Raw genomic sequence first — 18347 nt, 5'->3', positions numbered from 1 at the left:
GCCCGGGCCCCGGCGCACTGCGGTAGACATGACGTCATGTGCGGACGATATGCGGTGACCACAGACCCGGCGAAACTCGCTGCCGAGATCGACGCGGTGAACGAGGTGCCGGTCCCGCTGGACGCCGCGGCGGGCACACCGGGTTCACCGGGGCCCAACTACAACGTCGCGCCGACCACGACGGTGATGACCGTCGTCAAACGCCACGACCATGACGATCCCGACGACGACCCGCGACTGCGTGTGCGCGCCATGCGCTGGGGGCTCGTCCCGGCGTGGGCCAAGGAGGTCGGCAAGGGACCGCTGCTGTTCAATGCCCGCGCCGAAACGGCCGGGGAGAAGAGTTCGTTCCGGGCGTCGGTGAAGTCGCGACGTTGCCTGGTCCCGATGGACGGTTGGTACGAGTGGAAGAAGGGCCCGCCCGACTCCAAGGGCAAGCCAACCAAGGTGCCGTTCTTCATGTCACCGGTCGACGGGACCCGGTTGTTCATGGCCGGCCTCTGGTCGGTGTGGCACGACCGTACCGATGACGCGGCGCCGCCGCTGTTGAGCTGTTCGATCCTGACGACCGACGCCGTCGGCGATCTGCGCGAGGTGCACGACCGGATGCCGCTGATCATGCCCTACGACAACTGGGACGCGTGGCTCGATCCCGACCACCGTGCGCCGGATACGCTCTTCGCACCACCGAGTGCCGACGTCGCGGCCGCGATCGCGATTCGTGAGGTGTCACCGCTGGTGAACCGGGTGGCCAACAATTCTCCGGAGCTCCTGAACCCGGTGTGAGGCCGCGGCCGATGGGTCAGTTGTCGGGGACCAGTACCGCCGCGCCGTCGAACCGTCCGGCCTTCAGGTCGGCGAGGGCCGCGTCGGCCCGCGACAGCGGGTAGGTGTGGGTGGTGGCGGTGATCCCGTATTCCTCGACCAGCCGCAGGAATTCGCCACCGTCGCCCCGGGTGTTGGCCGTCACCGAGCGGATCTCCTTCTCGTAGAACAGCTCTCGCTCGTAGTTGAGAGAAGGGATGTCGCTGAGGTGGATGCCGGCGATGGAGAGCACCCCGCCGCGGTCGAGGGCCCGCATCGCCACCGGCACGAGCTCACCCACCGGGGCGAAGGTGATCGCGGCGTCGAGCGGTTCGGGCGGGGCGTCGTAGGCATCGACCGCGGAGACCGCACCCAACGACAGTGCCAGCTCGCGCGCCTGATCCCCCCGCGTCATCACATGCACCCGCGCACCCTGCGCGATGGCGATCTGCGCGGCGAGATGCGCGCTGCCACCGAATCCGTAGAGCCCCAACCGACCTCCGGGTGGCAGGGACGCCCGCATCAGCGCGCGATAGCCGATGATGCCGGCGCACAGCAGCGGGGCAAGGGTCACATCATCGACGCCGCCGGGTAGGTGATAGGCGAAATCGGCGGGTACGGTGGTGAATTCGGCGTAGCCACCGTCGACATCCCAGCCGGTGTAGGTCGAATTCGGGCAGAGGTTCTCGGCCCCGCGCACACAGTAGCCGCAGGTTCCGTCGGTGTGGTGAAGCCAGGCGACGCCCACGCGGTCGCCGACCGCGTATCCCTGTGCGCCTGCGCCGAGTCCGACGACCTCGCCGACCACCTCGTGGCCCGGGGTCACCCCGACCCGGTGGACCGGCAGATCACCCTCGCAGACGTGCAGGTCGGTGCGACACACCCCGCACGCACGCATCCGCACGAGCAGCTCACCGGCACCGAGTTCGGGGATCGGCTTGTCGACCGGCTGCAGCGGCCCGGGGCGATCCGAACTGTCGCGATCGGACTCCGGGTCGATCGGCGCAGGTGTGGTGACGGCCCATGCACGCATGCTCACACAGTAGGCGCCATCCGGTACTCGTAGGCGTCGAGCGGGAATCTGCCCATCTCCCGCAGGGTGGTCAGCGTCGACGTGGGGCGCAGCAGTGCTGCCTCGCCCTGGTGGTTGAAGTAGTAGCTCCGCGAACTCGCGCAGTCGCCGCGGTAGAAGACCGACGAATCGAGCTTGGCGGTGACCTCGTCGAGGAACTGCGCATTCGCCTGCTCGGCGACCTCGAAGGTCGTCGCCCCGCGTCGTTTCAGCTCACCGAAGAGCCGCCCGATGTGGATCATCTGGCCTTCGATGGTGGTGAAGTACGACAACCCGCTGTAGGAGTAGGGACTGTTGAGCGACAACAGATTCGGGAATTTCGGCATGGTCAGCCCCTGGTACGCCTGGAACCGGCGGGTCCGCCACCAGAGCCCGAGCTCCACGCCGTCGCGCCCGAGGACCGGGAAGGCGGGAAAGTTGCTGTCCCACAGATCGAATCCGGTGGCGAGGACGAGGGTGTCGATCACGGTGCGCCGACCGTCGCCCGCGACGATGGCGTCGGGTTCCAGGTGGCCGATCCCATTCGTCTCCAGGGTGACATTGTCGCGAACGAAGGACCGGAAGTAGCTGTTGGAGAACGTCGGTCGTTTGCATCCGAAGTCGTAGTCGGGGGTCAGCGCCCGACGCAACTCCGCGTCGGGGACCTGCGCCCGCAAGTGCGCCCGTGCCAGCAGCGCGGCACCCTTGTTGCCCAGTCTGGCCTGGCGGAAGTGCAGCACACCGACCACCATGAGCAGTTCCAGCGCGGCCGTGTTCACCAGGCGCGCCGCGCGTTGCACCTGGGGCACCCGGGCGAACAACTGCTGCACCGGCTTCGGGATCGCCATGTCGAGCTTGGGCACCACCCAGATGGGAGTGCGCTGGAAGACGGTCAGGTGGCGTGCGACCCGAGCCGCCTCGGGGATCAATTGCACCGCGGTCGCACCGGTTCCGATCACCGCGATGCGCTTGTCGGTGAGGTCGGCGGAGTCGTCCCAGTCGGCGGTGTGCAGGACCGTGCCCTCGAAGGAGTCGATCCCCGGGAAGTCAGGGATGTGGGGTTGGGAGAGGAAGCCGGTGGCGGTCACCAGATAGCGGCACGTGCGTGCCGTGCCGTCATCGGTGTGCACCACCCAGAACTGTTGCTGCTCATCCCATTCGGCAGACTCCACGCTGACGCCGAATTCCATGTGCCGTGTGAGATCGTAGGTGTCGGCGACGTGCGTCGCGTAGCGTTTGAGTTCGGGTCCCGGCGCGAACAATCGCGACCAGTAGGGGTTCGGCGCGAACGAGTACGAGTAGGTCACCGAGGCGATGTCGACGGCCAGGCCCGGGTAGTGGTTCACATGCCAGGTGCCACCGAGGTCGTCCTCGCGTTCGAGGATTGCGAGGTCGTCGATGCCGAGACGTCGGAATTCGATGGCCGCCCCGAGCCCACCGAATCCGGCGCCCACGATGATCACCTCGTGATGCTCTCGCATGTGTCCCCCTTCGAGAGGTCACGCGTCCGTGGAGGCCACCGCGACCATTACCTGTTACCAGGTTTCACAGTAACCCACGTCACCATGGGAGGGCTCAGGGGATCGGCGACCCGTCGTAGAGCACGTCGAAGAACTGGGTGGCCACCAGGGTCTCGCCCTTGACCCGATTGATGCCGAGCTGTTTGCGATACGCCAGCACATGCTGCAGCGACAATGCCGAATACAGCAGTGGCAGATGATCTTTGCGCTGCTCGTACACACCCTTCGCGCCGCGTGAGGCGCGCAAGTCCGCACGGGCACGAGTCGGGTGCATGAGGGCGTCACGGATGACTGCGGCCCGGATCATCTTCTTGCGGCCCTCGGGCACGACGACGAGCTCACCGGGATCGAACAGCGCGGTGTCGAACTCCTCGGCGGTGGCCAGCGTGCACCCGGCGGTCGGGCGCGGGTTGCACTCGACCATGTGGTGCACCCCGTCGTCGGTCATCAGGTAGTCGAAACTCAGTTGCCCGTCCCAATTCAGTTCACGCGCAATGCGTTGCGCGGTCTCCAGCGACTGCGGCGAATCCACCGACCGGAAGACCACGCCCCCGCGGTTGTCGATCGCGAGCGGGTGTTCATAACAGGAGTGCAGGACTACCTCGCCGTGGTGGACCACACTCCAGCTGCAGCGGTCGACGCCGGCCAGGAATTCCTGGACCAGCCAGGGGTCGTCGGGGGTGGGCGTGATGTCGTCGAGGTCGGTCTCGCCGGCGAGCGGGCCGGTGTTGGTGGCGATGTCGAGACCGCCGCGCCCGAAGGCCGCCCGAGCGAACCAGTGATCCCAGCGGCCGGTCGCCGCACGCAGTTCCTCCGGGCTCGTTGCGGTGATCGTCTCGGCGACGGGTAGGCCCAGCCGCGCGCACAGCTCGGTGAAGCCGACCTTGTCGTGCACCATGCGCAGGGTGTCGAAGTCGGGGAAGAACAACTCGACGTCACGGCCGTCGGCGAGCTGATCTCGATGCCTGGCGAGGTAGAAGACGTCCTCGAACATCGGTAGCAGCCAGTTGATCCGCTCGGAGTCGAGAATCCCCGCGATGGCATCGACGTAGGCCTGGGTTTCCTGGGTGGGGGCGGGCACCACCATGTGCTTGCTCGCACCTCGCGAATGGTTGCCGGGCGCCGATCGGAAGGTGTCGGTCGCGACGACGAACCGGCCCGTCTCCCCCAGCTTGTGGATCTCGTCGACGGCGAAGGGCATCCGGGACGTGGTGACGAGGATTCTGGGATCGACAGGCGCCATGCCACGACGGTAGTGCACCCACGGTTCGCCGAGTGGATACTCCGGGCAGACCGCCACCGCGCATCACGCCGGTGGGCGCCCGTCATCGGGGATACGCTGTGGGGCGTCATGGCTTCCCACACACCGACTCCCGGTCCCGGCGGAGGAGATCCGCGTCCCTCGACGCGCCGCACACTCGGTGCGGGGTCGGCGTTCGCGGCCGCCGTCGCCGCGTTCGCCGTGGTGATGATGGGCACCACCCTGCCGACGCCGCTCTATGCGATCTATGGCGCCGAATTGGGCTTCGGCGTCACGACCACGACGGTGATCTTCGCCGTCTACGCCGCCGGGGTCATTGCGGCGCTCATCGTGTTCGGCCGCTGGTCCGACGTCATCGGCCGACGGCCGCTGTTGCTGGCAGGCGTCGTCATCTCCGCGATCAGTGCCGTCGTCTTCGTCACCGCGGGCGGGCTGGCCGAGCTCCTGGCCGGGCGCGTCATCTCGGGGCTATCGGCGGGTATCTACACCGGCACCGCCACGGCCGCGGTGATCGAATTGGCCCCGCGATCCTGGCAGTCACGCGCTCCGGCGATCGCCACCGCCGCGAACATGGGCGGGCTGGGACTCGGCCCACTGGTGGCGGGCATTCTCGCGCAGTACGTCCCCGCGCCCCTGCACACCGTCTTCCTGGTCGACCTGGCGGCACTCGCCGTGGTCGGGGTGGCGATCTGGTTCGTCGCCGAACCCGCACGGCTGCGGCCGGGGGCCCGGCTGGGCGTGCAACGGCTGTCGGTGCCACCGGAGGTGCGCGAGGTGTTCACCGGGCCGGCGATCGCGGCCTTCGCCGGGTTCGCTGTCCTGGGCACCTTCACCGCGGTGGCGCCGTCGTTTCTCGCCAAGGTGATCGGCATCGACAACCATGCCGCGGCCGGGGCGCTCGTCGCGGTCCTGCTCGCGTCGTCGGCGACCATCCAGATCCTCGGGCGCCATGCACCCACCGGCACGGCGCTGATCGCCGGGTGCGCGACGCTCGTCGTCGGGGTGGCCGTCCTTGCCTGGTCACTGGCCGCGGCCTCGCTGACCCTGATGATCGTCGGTGCGGTGATCGCCGGTGCCGGGCAAGGCATCTCGTTCAGCAAGGGCATGGCGGCGGTCGTCGCGGCGAGCCCACCGGACCGGCGCGCGGAGGTGACGTCCACCTATTTCGTCGTCGCCTACATCGCGCTGTCGGTCCCGATCATCGGGCAGGGCATCGCCGCGGCCCACTGGGGTCTGGTGACCGCCGGGATCGCCTTCGACATCGGGGTCGGGGTGCTGTGTGCGGTCGCGATGGTCCTCATCGCCGTCGCGTTGCGCCGGGGCCGATCGGCCGGGCGGGACTCGGCGACGTCCTAGGTCTCACCTCCGGAACCACCATCATCGAAGGAAGTCGTCACCCGAGGAAATCTTCACCAGAGGGAATCGTCCTCGCGAGACCCTCCCCCGACGCCCGCGTCCTCGAGCGCGGCCACCAGCGAGGCGAACCGGGCGTTCGACGGCAGGTCCTCGACGAGCACCGGACGCAGCTCGTCGTCGGCGAGGGGGATACACCAGTTCGGGTACTGATCGCCGTCGGTGCCGGGCTGGTTCTGGATGCGCCGCTCGCCGACAGCGTCCACCAGCGCCACCCCCAGCAGCAGCGACGGACTCGCCGCGATCAGTTGGTAGAGAGCGTTGATCGTCCGCGGATCGGTCAGCGGGATGTCCGGTGACCACAGGCCACGCTCGATCGCCAGCGCGAGGATCGCATCGCGGTCGCGTTCCTCGCGGGCACGATCGTCGTCCTCGCTCTCGGTGAGCAATCCGAGTTCGGCCCGCAACGTGATGTGGTCACCGGCGAGGTAGCCGACCGTCGGTGGCAGATCGTGGGTGGTGACCGAGGTCAGACACAGCTCCCGGTACTCCTCGGGCGGGATCGGCGCGTACTCGCCGTGCTCGAACCACAGGATCGAGCAGCCGAGAATGCCGCGCGCGGCCAGCGTGTCCTGCACCGTCTTCTCGAACACGCCGAGATCTTCACCGATGACCACCGCACCGGCACGTTGTGCCTCCAGCGCGAGGATCCCGATCAGCGCGTCGTGGTCGTAGCGCACGTAGGTGCCTTCGGCCGCGGATCGTCCCTCGGGAATCCACCACAGCCGGAACAGACCGAGGATGTGGTCGACGCGCAGACCACCTGCGTGGCGCAGCACGGTGCGCAGCATGTCGCGATAGTCCGCGTATCCCGACTCGGCGAGTCGCCGCGGATGCCACGGTGGCTGATTCCAGTTCTGGCCTTGCTGATTGAAGCCGTCCGGCGGTGCGCCGACGGTCGCACCGGTGGCGAGGACCTCCCCGAGCGACCACACGTCGGCGCTGTCGCGCCCCACTCCGACGGCGAGGTCGGCGATGATGCCGATGCGCATTCCCGCCGCCAGCGCGGCGTGCTGGGCGCGGGCGAGTTGTTCGTCGCAGATCCATTGCAGCCACGTGTGGAACTCGATGCGTCCGGCCAGCCGGCGGCGCTCGGTCTCCACAAAGGCCGGATCTCCGAGTTTGTCGGCCCACGCCGGGCTGTCCCGCCCGTACTCCTCGACCAGCGCGGACCACGTCGCGAAATCACGCAGGCCGGCCCCCTCCCGACGGCGGAACTGCCGGTACGCCGCGGCCCGCGCCGCCCGCATCGGGACCGCGTGGACCAGCTCCAGAGCGGTCAGCTTCGCCCGGAAGGCCTTGTTGCGCTTGATCTTCTTCGTCGAGACGTCGTCGGCGACGAAGCCCTTGGCGAGTTTGTCGACACGTTTGCGGTCGGCCTTGGGCAGGTCGACGTATTCCGCGATGTCGGTGATCGCGATGTAGAGGGGATTGACGAATCGGCGGGTCGCCGGCAGATACGGCGAGTTCTCGATCGGCGGCACCGGCTGCGCGGCGTGCAGCGGGTTCACCTGGACGAAGTCGGCGCCGTAGGTGCTGGCCGTCTCGGCCGCGATCTCGGCGAGGTCGGCGAAGTCGCCGACTCCCCACGACCGCGCGGAGCGCACCGAATACAGCTGCAGCGCCGTCCCCCACCGCTGCTCACCGCGCAGGGCGTCGGCGGTACTCAGCCGCCGCGGCGTCACGATCAACGGCGCCGTCGCCGTGCTCCCGCTGATCTCGTCGGTGACCGAGATCGTGTGATATCCCGGCGAGAGTCCTTCCGGGACTGCGAAACTCGCACGTCCGGTGAGCACGCCGTCGACGGGCCGCGGTTCCCACCACACGTCGAGTTGTACCGGGCGCACCCGGTCTCCGGCTTCGGTGGTGACCTCCACGTCCACGGGATTGCCGTGGGGCACATGGACCCAGAACACCGCGGCGTCGCCCTCGGTGACCACGGTGACCGGCGGGACCAACGCGCGCCAGTCGGCGATCTCGGCGTCGGCGAGGGCGGCGTCGATCTCCGCGTCGGTGTCGGCGGCGATACCCATCGCCCCCAGCACCGCACGAAGGGTCGCCGCACTCACCTCGTGTTCGGCGGAGTCCCATCCCACATAGCTGGTTGCCACACCGGTGCGGCGCGCCAGCTCGGCCAGTCGTTGCCCTACCGAATCGGTCACGACTGCATCGTCTCATCGTCGGGGTCGTGTCGCTCGGGTTGCCGAGGACGCCGCCGAGGACTTGAATCAATTGTGGCGTAGCTCACTCGGTGAGGTCCGCCTGCACCCCTACCGCCGCGAGTGAGGAATCCCCATGGCCGACACGCTCACCCTCGATCCCGCCACCACCGCTCTCGTCCTCATCGAGTTCCAGAACGAGTTCACCTCCGACGGCGGTGTGCTGCACGACGCGGTCGCCGAGGTGATGGACAAGACCGGCATGCTCACCAACACCACCTCGCTGGTGCAGACTGCGCGCGAGGCCGGGGTGACGATCATGCACGCCCCGATCACCTTTGCTCCCGGCTACGGCGAGCTCACCCGACACCCGTACGGGATCCTCAAGGGCGTCGTCGACGGCAATGCCTTCGTGAAGGGCACGTGGGGTGCGCAGATCGTCGACGAGTTGGCGCCCGCCGACGGTGACATTCTCATCGAGGGCAAGCGCGGACTCGACACCTTCGCCTCGACCAACATCGATTTCATCTTGCGCAGCAAGGGAATCGAGACGGTGATCCTCGCCGGATTCCTCACCAACTGTTGTGTGGAATCGACGATGCGCTCGGCGTACGAGAACGGATACCGGGTGATCACGCTCACCGACTGCACCGCGGCGACCTCGGTCGCCGAACACGACAACGCGATCTCCTTCGACTACCCGATGTTCTCGCATCCGGTCGAGTCCGCCGACGTGCGTGCGGCGCTGTGAGCCGCCCGACTCTCAGAGGTGCAGGTCGCGCTGCCGGATCGCCGCCGTCGCGGCCACGCTGATCAGTCCGGTGGCCACCAGGTAACCCGCCGCCCACCACGGCGATCCGCCACCGGCACCGATGAGTGCGGTCAGGATCAGCGGTGTCAGACCCGAGGCATAGATGCCGGAGAACTGGTAGACGACCGAGAGTCCGGTGTAGCGCACCGGCGTCGGTACAGCGAGGCGAACAAGGTGCCCTGGGCGCCGTAGAACAGTGCGTGGACCACACCGAAGACGATCACCAGGCCGACGGTGAACCACACCAGGTTCTCGGTGCCGAACAGTGCGAAGACCGGATAGACCGCGACCGCGTAGGCGATCGCGAACACGCCCCAGGTGTTGAACGCCGATCCCTCACCCCAGCGGGCGAGCAGACCGAGGACGTTGTTGCGGGTGTTGGGTGGGAGGACGACGTCGCGCAGCGGGGCACTCGACTTCTGCTCGAGCTTGGCGACCTCACGGAAGGCCGGGGTCTCCGAGACCTTCAACCGCACCACGAATCCGATGACCACCAGCACGATGCTCAACAGGAACGCGATCCGCCATCCGTAGACCAGGAAGTCGTGATCGTCGAAGGCCACCTGGAGTATCGCGAAGACACAGGTGCCCAACGCGAGCCCGAGCGCCAGGCCGATCTGCGGGATCGACCCGAACAGACCACGACGCCGCGCCGGGCTGTGTTCGACGGCGAGCAGAACCGCGCCGGCCCATTCGCCGCCGAGGGCGAACCCCTGCAGGATGCGCAGGCACAGCAGCAGTACCGGGGCGAGGAACCCGATCTGAGCGGCGGTCGGCAGGACACCCATAAGTGCCGTCGCCGCGCCCATCAGCACCATCGTCACCGCGAGGGTGCGTTTGCGGCCGATGCGGTCGCCGATGTGTCCGAACACGACACCACCGATCGGGCGCACGACGAAGCCGACGGCAAAGGTCGCGAACGGCAACAACGTTCCGACGAAGCTGCTCTGATCGGGAAAGAAGACCTTGGAGAACACCAGGCTCGCGGCGGTCGCGTAGAGGAAGAAGTCGTACCACTCGATGGTGGTGCCGAGCAGGCTGGCGGCGACGACCGTGCGCAGCCGGCGCCGCCGTGCGGCGTCGTCCTCTGCGGGAACGTCGGGTGTGATGTCGGTCAGGGTGGAACTCACAAGTGCTCCACTTGTAGGGACGCGTTCTGCGCACGACCAGGGTCACGATCACCGTGATCGTACTGTGGCGTGGCCGTGCGGCGCGGCTTGACTCAGCCGAAGAGCACCCCGGGATTGAGCAACCCCTGCGGATCGAGGGCGTCCTTGATGGCGCGCATCGTGGCCAGATCGGTCGGCGAACGACCGAGTCGGGTCCACGCCGTCTTCGCCCGGCCGATCCCGTGTTCGGCGCTGATGCTGCCGTCGAGCCGGGCGACGATCCCGAAGACCGCGTCGGTGACGGTGTCGGCTGCCTCGGCCGGGACATCGAGGAGGTTCACGTGGATGTTGCCGTCACCGATGTGCCCGAAGAGGATGGGGCGGCAGGCGACGTCGAGATGACCGGGCAGGTCCTGTAATTCGGCGATGGCATGCGGGAGGGAGCGGATCGGGAACGACACGTCGAGTTTGACGACCGGGGTCGTGGTGGCCCGGGCGATGGCCTCGGTGTGGCTCTCCCGGATCTCCCACAGGGCCCGCGCGGGACCGGGCTCGAGCACGGCGTCGACGATGCCGTCGGCGTCGTCGAGGAGGTCGATGACGGCGGCCTCGGTGTCGCCGGCTCCGGAGACCTCGAGCAGCAGATGGTAGGGAGCGGGGGTGGAGACCGGACGTCGGCTGCCGTGTTCGGTAACGAGGTCGACACCCTCGCGGGTCATGAACTCGGCGGCCTCGATCGCCAGACCTGCCTCGCGGGCCCGCCCGATCAGGGTGAGCGCGTCGGCCACCCGCTCGAGTGCGGCCACGACGACAACGGTCGCGACCGGTGGGCCGACCAACCGGAACAACACTCTGGTGATGATGGCCAGAGTGCCTTCACTCCCGGCGAGCAAGCCCGGGATGTCATATCCCACATTGTCTTTCACGAGCGGCGACCAGCGTCGCAGGACGGCGCCGTCGGCGCGGACGGCCTCGATGCCGAGTAACGCCGCTCGGGTGTTGCCGTGCCGGATCATGCGGATGCCACCGGCGTTGGTGGCGACGACACCGCCCGCGGTGGCGCTGTCCCGGGAAGCGAGGTCGACCGGGAACATCAGTCCGTGGACCGCGGCATGCGCATCGATGGCGGCGATCGTCGCTCCGGCCTGCGCGCCCACGCATCGTCCGATCGGGTCGACCTCGTCGAGATCGGTCATCCGCGCCGTACTGAGCACGATGCGTCGGCGCCCATCTGCGGTCGCCGGCGGCACCGACCCGCCGACGAGGCCGGTGTTGCCGCCTTGCATACAGACCTGAATCTGCTGAGCTGCAGCCACTTTCATCACAGCAGCCACCTCGTCGACGGTGCGCGGCCGGACCACCGCATCGGCGATGCCGCTATAGCGGCCCATCCAGTCGACGAGGTATCCGGCCATGGCGTCGTCGTCGGTGAGCACGTTGCGCTCACCGACGATCTCCGCGAGCGCCCGCCCGACACCGCTCATGTCAGTGCATCTCGCGAGCCGGCACTAGGCCAGCGCCGTCTCGATCGGCACGTCGCCGTCGTTGAACTCGATGACCCGCTTCGCGGTGGCCGGATCGGCGATCACCGCCGCGGCGACCGCGGCGACGTTGTCGCGACTGACCTCGCTCTTGGATGTCGTGCTCCCCGACGTTCCGGACCCGGCGGAGGTGTCCGATCCCTCGACCTCGATGCGGCCGGAGCCCGGGTCGTCGGTGAGTCGGCTCGGCCCGAGAATCGTCCAGGCCAGATCGGTGCTCGTGAGATGGGCGTCGGCCGCAGCCTTGGCCTCGGCATAGGCGTAGAACGAATTATCCTCGGGGACACCGTGATCGGGTCCGGCACCGTAGTAGGAGACCATGACGTAGCGCGGCACACCGGCCGCCGCTGCGGCGTCGATGGAGCGGATCGCGGCATCGCGGTCGACCGCGAAGGTGCGCTCGGGGTTGCCGCCACCGGCACCTGCCGACCACACGACGACGTCGTGCCCGGTGAGCACCTCGGCGATGGACTCGGTGTCGAGGTGCTCCACATCGGCGACGACGGGCGTGGCGCCGGTCGCGATGATGTCGTCACTCTGCGCCTGGTTGCGGATCACCGAGCTGACCGCGTCGCCTCGTGCGGTGAGCAGCCGCGCCAGTCGCAGCGCGATCTTCCCGTGTCCCCCGATGATGATCACTCGTGCCACAGTGCACCTCGTTTTCGTGTTGGGTTCTCATTCGTCTTGGGCGGTCGGGTGCGGTTCGTCGCCATCCCGCCCTACTCCACCGTAAGCACACGTCGACGGCGAGAATTCCCCGCTGTGAAACCGAGCACGCCCGAAGTACACATCGGAGCATCCCGGCTTTACTGCTCGCTTACTTAGCACCAGGAAACTATATTCGGCGGCGTACCTCCCGAAAGGAGCGTTCCGATGTCGACGACCGCACCGGACACCACGACCGCTGTCGAGGCCACCGCCACGCCCGACACCTCCGACGTCGCGGTTCTCTATCACCACCTGGTCCGGATCACCCGATCACTGCGTACCGGCGGCCAGGGCGTGCTCAGCGCGGGTGTGGCCTCGGCGCTGTGGACGATCATCAATCACGGTCCGCTGCGCCTGTCCGAACTCGCCGATCGGGAGTCGGTGACGATGCCGACGATGTCGCGCATCGTCGCCTCCCTGGAACAGCAGGGCTTCGTCGAGCGCGCGCCCGACCCCGACGACGGGCGCGCACGACAGCTCGTCGCGACCGTCGCGGGCACCGAACACATCAACCAAGCACGCTCGGCGAGGGCCCAGATCCTCGGTGCGGCCATGGAACGCCTTGACCCGCAGATGCGCTCACATCTGACCGAGGGCGTGGTGGCCCTCGCCTCAGCTCTGTCCGACGACGACCTCACCTGATCTCGATGAGCACGGGGTCGTACCCCGATGACCTCAGACCATGACCGCCGAGAGCATCGAGAGTTTCTCGTGGCTCTCGCTTCCGGGTATCGCGGTGTACACCAGCAGTGCGTGAGCGCGGTCCGGGTCGAGCAGCGTCTGACAATTCACCTCGATCAGGCCCAGGTCGGGATGCAGGAGGCGCTTGACGTCGTCGGCGAGTCGGGTGCCGACGTCGTGCTCGTCCCACAATTCGGCGAACTGCGGACTCTGCGAACGTAATTCGTCGGCCACTCGCGCCGCACGCGAGTGCGGGCCCTGCATCGTCACCGCTGTCCGCAGGCGCGCGGTGTGCGCTCGGGCGTGATGGTCGTGATCGGCCTCGGGAAACCGTGCGCGGGTTGCCTCATCGGTGAACCACCGGTAGGTGATACTGCGGCGATACCCGGTGTGAACACTGTCGTCACCGATGAGCGCCACGCACAACGCGTTCTGCCACAACGTTTCTCCCGCACTGTTGACGACCATCGCCGGGGTGTCGGTGAGCCGGTCGACGATCCGCATCATGCCGGGTCCGACGTGATCGTCGTGCGCCACCCGATCCGGCGGATTCAGACCGGCCAGCCGGAACAGGTGGTCGCGTTCGTCGAGCCGCAGGTGTAGCGCCTGGGCGATCGCGGCGATCATCTGCGCCGACGGATGCGGGCCGCGCTGCTGTTCGAGCCGGCTGTAGTAGTCGGTCGACATCCCGGCCAGTTGCGCCAGCTCCTCGCGACGCAGTCCGCGGGTGCGTCGGCGGACTCCGGCGGGCAGCCCGACGTCGGCCGGTTGCAGCGCATCGCGCCGGGAACGCAGGAACTGGGCGAGTCCGGCTCGGTCGATGGTGGTTCCGAGGCTGGTGCTCATCTGTCCACACCTACTCCGGCCGGCCGGCACTATCCAGGGATCACCGATCCGTGGATGGGTAGGTCCTGGCGGGCAGGGCACACCGATGGTGAAGTGGCATCCATGAAACTCACCGACAACACCGTCTTCATCCCCGGCGCGACCTCCGGCATCGGCCTGGGGTTGGCGTTGCGTCTGCACGAACTCGGCAACACCGTGATCATCGGCGGGCGCCGTACGGCGCTGCTGGACGAGATCGCCGCGGCCCACCCCGGCATCCACACCGTCCGCATCGACACCGCCGACGCCGACGACATCACCCGGGTGAGCACCGAGGTGCAGCAACGTTTTCCCGAGACCAACGTGCTGATCGCGATGGCCGGGATCATGCGCCCGGAAGACCTGACCACAAGCGGTTTCCTCGACACCGCGGAGGCCGTGGTGACAACCAACATCCTGGGACCGTTGCGACTGATCGCCGCGTTCACCGAGTTCCTCTCCGACCGTCCCGACGCCACCATCATCACCGTGTCCTCCGGACTCGCCTTCACCCCGATGGTCGCCACCGCGACCTACAGCGCCTCCAAGGCGGCGATTCACTCATTCACCGACTCGTTGCGAGTGCAGTTGGCGCCCAAGGGGATCGACGTGCTGGAGCTGGTTCCACCGGCCGTACGGACCGACCTCATGCCCGGGCAGGCGCAGGCGGAGTGGGCAATGCCGCTCGAGGAATTCCTCGACGAGGTGCTGAGCCTGCTGCCCGAGGCGACCGATGAGATCCTCGTCGAACGGGTCAAGCCGCTACGCCATTCGGAGGCGCAGGGCAACCGGCGTGAACTCATCGACCAGCTGGCCCAGCTGAGCTGATCGATGCGTCCGCCGAACCGGCGAGGGCTTGCGGTCAGGGGAGTTTGGCCAACGCCTCGGTCTTGACCGCACGCGTGAGTGCCTCGAACTGCTCGTAGTGCCCGTGATGGCCGTATTTGGCGCGCAGTGTCGGCCACGGCTCGAACGCGGCGGCCGCGCCGACGACGTTGCCTTCGTGGATGTAGGCGGGCAGCACGTTCTGGATGGTGGTGTCACGACGCAGCCGCTTGACCGTGTCCTGGTGCAGCGCCGACGACGGCCGGTACTTGCTGATGACGACTCCGAGCTCGCGGATGTCGCGTCCGATCTCGCCGGCAAAGTCGGCGATGTGCCGCTGCACGTGCGGAATGGCGTAGGTGGACAACACATCCGGGATGGTCGGGATGAGGAAGCCGTCGGCGCAGGCGAGCCCGTTGAGGGTGAAGGGACCCATGGTGGGTGGGCAGTCGATGAGGATGAAGTCGTAGTCGTCGGCGACGGGTGCGATGGCGCGGCGCAGGATCTCCACGGCGGCGGCGTGGTCGTCGGCCAGTACCCGCCGCGCACTCAACTCCTCGGCGAGCTCGATCAGATCCAGCGACGCCGGCAGCAGGTCCACCCCGGTGACCTCCGCCACCGAGGACACCTCGCGCTGCAGTACGGCCTCACGGTCGAAATACGAGGTGCCGTCGAGGGCGTCGGAGAACAAGGTGGCAAGGGTTCGGCCCCGATCGTTGAGTTCGAGCCAGCGCTCGGACCCGATCATGACCGTCGTCAGGCTGGTCTGGGCGTCCAGATCGATCAGGAGCACCCGTTTGCCGAACACGGCGGACAGGAATTCGGCGACCCCGGCGGTCACCGTCGTCTTGCCCACCCCTCCCTTCAGACTGATGGTGGCGATCACCCTCGGCATGAGGGGAGAGTAACCGCAGTGGGGTCATCGTCGCAGGTCGACGCTGTATCTCCGAGTCTGCCGCGGCCGGTCCGCCGCGGCTCCCGGTCTGCGGGATCAGAAGCCGGACGACGTGGGTCCGCCCTTGCTGCGGGAGGCCCGGAACAGCATGATCGCGCCGTAGACGGCCAGGCCGATCAAACCGATCCAGAACAGTCCCTTGAGGATCGGCCCGAGCATCGCCAGTGCGATGAGGACGATCGCGATGATGCCCAGGACCTTCCAGAAGTTCGGGCCGTTACGGCGTGCGCTGCCGTCGTGGGTGGTGGTGTCTGTTGTGGTGTTCATGACTCCACCATGCGCCGTTCGTCGGCCGAATTCACTGGTCAGCGGGATTTCTGGGGGAAAGATCAGGGGTCTCCCCCATCCGAGCCGCGCCCTGCGGCCCGGGCCCGGGGGTCGGGATCGCCGGTGGTGTAGTGGCAACCAAGGACCGCGGGACCACTGATCGCACGGCGATCCCGGAACCAGGCGACGCACACGTCCGCGACGCAGCCGCGTGAGCGGGTGAGCAGATATCCGTGCGTGCAATCACGGAACCGATCCTCGTAGTTCCAGCGGTCGAGCATCGCGCGCGGTACCGCGTATCCGGCAACCGCCGGGATGGTCATCACTGTCGTCGAGAGCCTGACCATGAAGGTTTGGTCACGCAGCACCAGGATCTGTGCGCACGGCACGTCGGCGGCATCGTCGGAGTCGTCGTACTCGGCGGGACCGAGGTCGAGGACACCGCCGGCGGGGATGCCCGCCACCGAGTCGGCGAGCCAATCACGCATCGCCGTCCAGGCCAGGCCCGGATCGGGTTCGCCTGTTTCGGGCGTGACGAGATCGGGTGTGTTGGGGTCGGGTGTGTTGGGGTCGGGAGCATCGAAATCGGGGGTGTGTGGGTCGAACACCGTGGCCTCCTCTGCGTCGGGATGGGCTCAGTGAAGCATCGGCCACCGACAAGAACTCGAACGCAAGTACGATTCGCCGATCTGGCGCCTTCGACCAGCGCGAATGTGAACACGGTCACCGGCGCTGGCGCGGCACACCCGCGCGTCCGGCGGTGTGCGGATGCGGAAGGCAAGATCATCAGCATGCCGATTCCCGATTTCATCCGTGATCTTCGTGGGCACGTGGGGCACTCCCCGCTGTGGCTGTCGGGGGTCAGTGGGGTCGTCGTCGACGACTCCGGTCGCGTGTTGCTGACCCACCGCGCCGACACCGAGGAGTGGGCGGTGGTCTCGGGGGTCCTCGAGCCCGGCGAAGAACCCGCGCACGCGATCGTTCGGGAGATCGCCGAGGAAACCGGGATCACCGCGGTCGTCGACCGTCTGACGAGTATCGACGTGACACCGATGATCACCTATCCGAACGGGGATCAGACGCAGTATCTCGACGTGTGCTTTCTCGCGCGGCACGTCGACGGCGAACCACGCGTCGGCGACGACGAGAACCTCGCGGTGGCCTGGTTTGTCCCCGATGATCTGCCGCAGCCGCTCGCGGAGACGACACGTCAGCGTCTGGCCCGCGCCCTCGACGGGGACGAACGCGCCTGGTTCCGACGCTGAGGTCAATGTCCCTGAGGTGAATGTCACCGTCGGAATATCGCGCGGCCCGGGAGTCCTTGAACCGACCATGGCCGATTCCCCGAACGCCGATATCCCGAACACCAACACCCCGGACCCCAACGACAACACCCTCGACATCGACTCCGCCGCGGTGACCGCCCGTCAGGTCGTTGTCGTGCGGTACGGCGACCCGGTCGACGCCCTCGCGGTCGTCAAGGCCGAGTTGCCGGTCCCCGATCCGGGGCAGGTCGTGGTGGCGGTCGAGGCGATCGGGGTGAACCCGATCGACGCCAAGATCATCCGGGGTTTCATGGGCACTGACGAGTCCGCCCTGCCGCGACCGGTCGGCAACGAGTTCGCGGGCACCGTTCGGGCCGTCGGACCCGGCACCGACGATCTCGCCGTCGGCGATCCGGTCATCGGCTATCCGGTGCCCGGCGCGTACGCCGACCACATCGTGGTCGCCACCGACCGGCTCCATCGCCGGCCCGAGAGCCTCGACGTGCAGCGCGCCGCCGGGCTGTTGCTGGTGGGCGTGACGGCCGCCGATGCCATCGCCACCGCACACGTCGCCGACGGCGATGTCGTCATGGTGCACGGCGGCGCGGGTGCGGTGGGTGTCGTCGCCGTCCAGCTCGCGGTGAAGGCCGGGGCGACGGTCATCGCCACCGCGGCGCCGACCAATCACGAGTATCTGCGTGGGCTCGGGGCGTTCCCGGTCACCTATGGCGACGGGCTGATCGAGCGCATCCGCGAGGCGGCGCCGGGGACGGTCACCGTCGCCATCGACACGGTCGGCACCGATGAGGCGATCGATGTCTCGCTGGAACTGGTAGCCGATCGCTCACGCATCGTGAGCATCGCCGCCTTCGGTCGCGCCGAGGACGGCATCGTGCTGATCGACGGATCGAGCAGCGACAGCAAGCGCCACCGGGCCGAGGCCATCGAGCCGCTGATCGCCGCGGCCGCCGATGGGTCCCTGGTGACCGAGGTCGCCGCGACGTACCCTCTGGACAGGGCCGGTCACGCGTTGGCCGACCTGTCCGGGCGCCACCCCCGGGGCAAGTTCGTCCTCCTCCCGTGAGGCATTCCCCTCGTACGCACCCGGCGGGT

Annotated in this window: 17 protein-coding genes and 1 pseudogene; 7 read left to right on the top strand and 11 right to left on the bottom strand. The window is 67.9% G+C overall.

The features are described from left to right. The first annotated feature begins 36 nt into the window (after positions 1 to 36). Positions 37 to 786, top strand: a complete 750-nt coding sequence (locus QNM97_RS05705; RefSeq protein WP_014360842.1) for an SOS response-associated peptidase — start codon at positions 37 to 39, stop codon at positions 784 to 786. Between the two features lie 16 nt (positions 787 to 802). Here the strand turns inward: QNM97_RS05705 and QNM97_RS05700 are convergent, their stop codons facing one another. From QNM97_RS05700 to QNM97_RS05690, 3 genes are all read right to left on the bottom strand, one after another. Continuing rightward, positions 803 to 1837, bottom strand: coding sequence for a zinc-binding alcohol dehydrogenase family protein (locus QNM97_RS05700; protein ID WP_283821954.1), 1035 nt, complete (start codon positions 1835 to 1837; stop codon positions 803 to 805). A 2-nt stretch (positions 1838 to 1839) separates the two neighbouring features. Then, positions 1840 to 3336, bottom strand: coding sequence for a flavin-containing monooxygenase (locus QNM97_RS05695; protein WP_283821953.1), 1497 nt, complete (start codon positions 3334 to 3336; stop codon positions 1840 to 1842). 94 nt (positions 3337 to 3430) lie between these two features. Then, complete coding sequence (locus QNM97_RS05690; protein ID WP_283821952.1) at positions 3431 to 4618, bottom strand: ATP-grasp domain-containing protein; 1188 nt, start codon at positions 4616 to 4618, stop codon at positions 3431 to 3433. A gap of 108 nt (positions 4619 to 4726) precedes the next feature. Here QNM97_RS05690 and QNM97_RS05685 point away from each other — a divergent pair, with 108 nt between their 5' ends. Next, entirely contained in the window at positions 4727 to 5992 is a 1266-nt protein-coding gene (locus QNM97_RS05685) for an MFS transporter (RefSeq protein ID WP_283821951.1), read from the top strand. Between the two features lie 53 nt (positions 5993 to 6045). On the opposite strand, the gene malQ is transcribed toward QNM97_RS05685, so the two are convergent. Beyond that, complete coding sequence (gene malQ / locus QNM97_RS05680) at positions 6046 to 8211, bottom strand: 4-alpha-glucanotransferase (protein WP_283821950.1); 2166 nt, start codon at positions 8209 to 8211, stop codon at positions 6046 to 6048. Between the two features lie 133 nt (positions 8212 to 8344). On the opposite strand from malQ, the gene QNM97_RS05675 reads away from it, so the two are divergent. Beyond that, a complete protein-coding gene (locus tag QNM97_RS05675; RefSeq protein ID WP_283821949.1) occupies positions 8345 to 8959 on the top strand; it encodes a cysteine hydrolase family protein in 615 nt (204 codons plus the stop codon). 12 nt (positions 8960 to 8971) lie between these two features. Here QNM97_RS05675 and QNM97_RS05670 read toward each other — a convergent pair. From QNM97_RS05670 to QNM97_RS05660, 3 genes and pseudogenes are all read right to left on the bottom strand, one after another. Continuing rightward, positions 8972 to 10149 (bottom strand): annotated as a pseudogene (locus QNM97_RS05670) (MFS transporter). A gap of 92 nt (positions 10150 to 10241) precedes the next feature. After that, positions 10242 to 11612, bottom strand: coding sequence for an FAD-binding oxidoreductase (locus tag QNM97_RS05665; protein WP_283821948.1), 1371 nt, complete (start codon positions 11610 to 11612; stop codon positions 10242 to 10244). A 24-nt stretch (positions 11613 to 11636) separates the two neighbouring features. Further along, complete coding sequence (locus QNM97_RS05660) at positions 11637 to 12317, bottom strand: NAD(P)H-binding protein (protein WP_283821947.1); 681 nt, start codon at positions 12315 to 12317, stop codon at positions 11637 to 11639. Positions 12318 to 12542: 225 nt separating this feature from the next. Between QNM97_RS05660 and QNM97_RS05655 the strand changes: the two genes are divergently transcribed. Then, complete coding sequence (locus QNM97_RS05655; RefSeq protein ID WP_208792046.1) at positions 12543 to 13019, top strand: MarR family winged helix-turn-helix transcriptional regulator; 477 nt, start codon at positions 12543 to 12545, stop codon at positions 13017 to 13019. Between the two features lie 33 nt (positions 13020 to 13052). On the opposite strand, the gene QNM97_RS05650 is transcribed toward QNM97_RS05655, so the two are convergent. Continuing rightward, on the bottom strand, positions 13053 to 13904 hold the full coding sequence (locus QNM97_RS05650; RefSeq protein WP_283821946.1) for a helix-turn-helix transcriptional regulator: 852 nt from the start codon (positions 13902 to 13904) through the stop codon (positions 13053 to 13055). Between the two features lie 102 nt (positions 13905 to 14006). Between QNM97_RS05650 and QNM97_RS05645 the strand changes: the two genes are divergently transcribed. Continuing rightward, positions 14007 to 14750 carry an SDR family oxidoreductase gene (locus QNM97_RS05645; RefSeq protein ID WP_283821945.1) on the top strand — a complete coding sequence of 248 codons (744 nt, stop codon included), beginning with the start codon at positions 14007 to 14009 and terminating at the stop codon, positions 14748 to 14750. Between the two features lie 34 nt (positions 14751 to 14784). Here the strand turns inward: QNM97_RS05645 and QNM97_RS05640 are convergent, their stop codons facing one another. From QNM97_RS05640 to QNM97_RS05630, 3 genes are all read right to left on the bottom strand, one after another. Next, entirely contained in the window at positions 14785 to 15642 is an 858-nt protein-coding gene (locus QNM97_RS05640) for a ParA family protein (RefSeq protein WP_283821944.1), read from the bottom strand. A 96-nt stretch (positions 15643 to 15738) separates the two neighbouring features. Continuing rightward, positions 15739 to 15969, bottom strand: a complete 231-nt coding sequence (locus QNM97_RS05635; RefSeq protein WP_283821943.1) for a hypothetical protein — start codon at positions 15967 to 15969, stop codon at positions 15739 to 15741. Between the two features lie 62 nt (positions 15970 to 16031). After that, a complete protein-coding gene (locus QNM97_RS05630) occupies positions 16032 to 16577 on the bottom strand; it encodes a hypothetical protein (RefSeq protein WP_283821942.1) in 546 nt (181 codons plus the stop codon). Between the two features lie 183 nt (positions 16578 to 16760). Here QNM97_RS05630 and QNM97_RS05625 point away from each other — a divergent pair, with 183 nt between their 5' ends. Both QNM97_RS05625 and QNM97_RS05620 read left to right on the top strand, forming a co-directional pair. Beyond that, positions 16761 to 17234, top strand: a complete 474-nt coding sequence (locus QNM97_RS05625) for an NUDIX hydrolase (protein ID WP_208792052.1) — start codon at positions 16761 to 16763, stop codon at positions 17232 to 17234. 67 nt (positions 17235 to 17301) lie between these two features. Then, positions 17302 to 18318 carry an NADP-dependent oxidoreductase gene (locus tag QNM97_RS05620; RefSeq protein WP_283821941.1) on the top strand — a complete coding sequence of 339 codons (1017 nt, stop codon included), beginning with the start codon at positions 17302 to 17304 and terminating at the stop codon, positions 18316 to 18318. The last annotated feature ends 29 nt before the right edge of the window (positions 18319 to 18347 follow it).

Origin of the sequence: Gordonia sp. L191 (assembly GCF_030077625.1) — a bacterium.
GTDB classification, from domain to species: domain Bacteria; phylum Actinomycetota; class Actinomycetes; order Mycobacteriales; family Mycobacteriaceae; genus Gordonia; species Gordonia polyisoprenivorans_A.
This window is presented reverse-complemented; position numbering and strand designations above follow the sequence as displayed.

Bases quoted from the DNA above. Each gene is read 5' to 3' on its own strand.
- QNM97_RS05705 (WP_014360842.1), top strand. From the start codon at position 37: ATGTGCGGACGATATGCGGTGACCACAGACCCGGCGAAACTCGCTGCC.
- QNM97_RS05700 (WP_283821954.1), bottom strand. From the start codon at position 1,837: ATGCGTGCATGGGCCGTCACCACACCTGCGCCGATCGACCCGGAGTCC.
- QNM97_RS05695 (WP_283821953.1), bottom strand. From the start codon at position 3,336: ATGCGAGAGCATCACGAGGTGATCATCGTGGGCGCCGGATTCGGTGGG.
- QNM97_RS05690 (WP_283821952.1), bottom strand. From the start codon at position 4,618: ATGGCGCCTGTCGATCCCAGAATCCTCGTCACCACGTCCCGGATGCCC.
- QNM97_RS05685 (WP_283821951.1), top strand. From the start codon at position 4,727: ATGGCTTCCCACACACCGACTCCCGGTCCCGGCGGAGGAGATCCGCGT.
- QNM97_RS05675 (WP_283821949.1), top strand. From the start codon at position 8,345: ATGGCCGACACGCTCACCCTCGATCCCGCCACCACCGCTCTCGTCCTC.
- QNM97_RS05665 (WP_283821948.1), bottom strand. From the start codon at position 11,612: ATGAGCGGTGTCGGGCGGGCGCTCGCGGAGATCGTCGGTGAGCGCAAC.
- QNM97_RS05655 (WP_208792046.1), top strand. From the start codon at position 12,543: ATGTCGACGACCGCACCGGACACCACGACCGCTGTCGAGGCCACCGCC.
- QNM97_RS05650 (WP_283821946.1), bottom strand. From the start codon at position 13,904: ATGAGCACCAGCCTCGGAACCACCATCGACCGAGCCGGACTCGCCCAG.
- QNM97_RS05645 (WP_283821945.1), top strand. From the start codon at position 14,007: ATGAAACTCACCGACAACACCGTCTTCATCCCCGGCGCGACCTCCGGC.
- QNM97_RS05640 (WP_283821944.1), bottom strand. From the start codon at position 15,642: ATGCCGAGGGTGATCGCCACCATCAGTCTGAAGGGAGGGGTGGGCAAG.
- QNM97_RS05635 (WP_283821943.1), bottom strand. From the start codon at position 15,969: ATGAACACCACAACAGACACCACCACCCACGACGGCAGCGCACGCCGT.
- QNM97_RS05625 (WP_208792052.1), top strand. From the start codon at position 16,761: ATGCCGATTCCCGATTTCATCCGTGATCTTCGTGGGCACGTGGGGCAC.
- QNM97_RS05620 (WP_283821941.1), top strand. From the start codon at position 17,302: ATGGCCGATTCCCCGAACGCCGATATCCCGAACACCAACACCCCGGAC.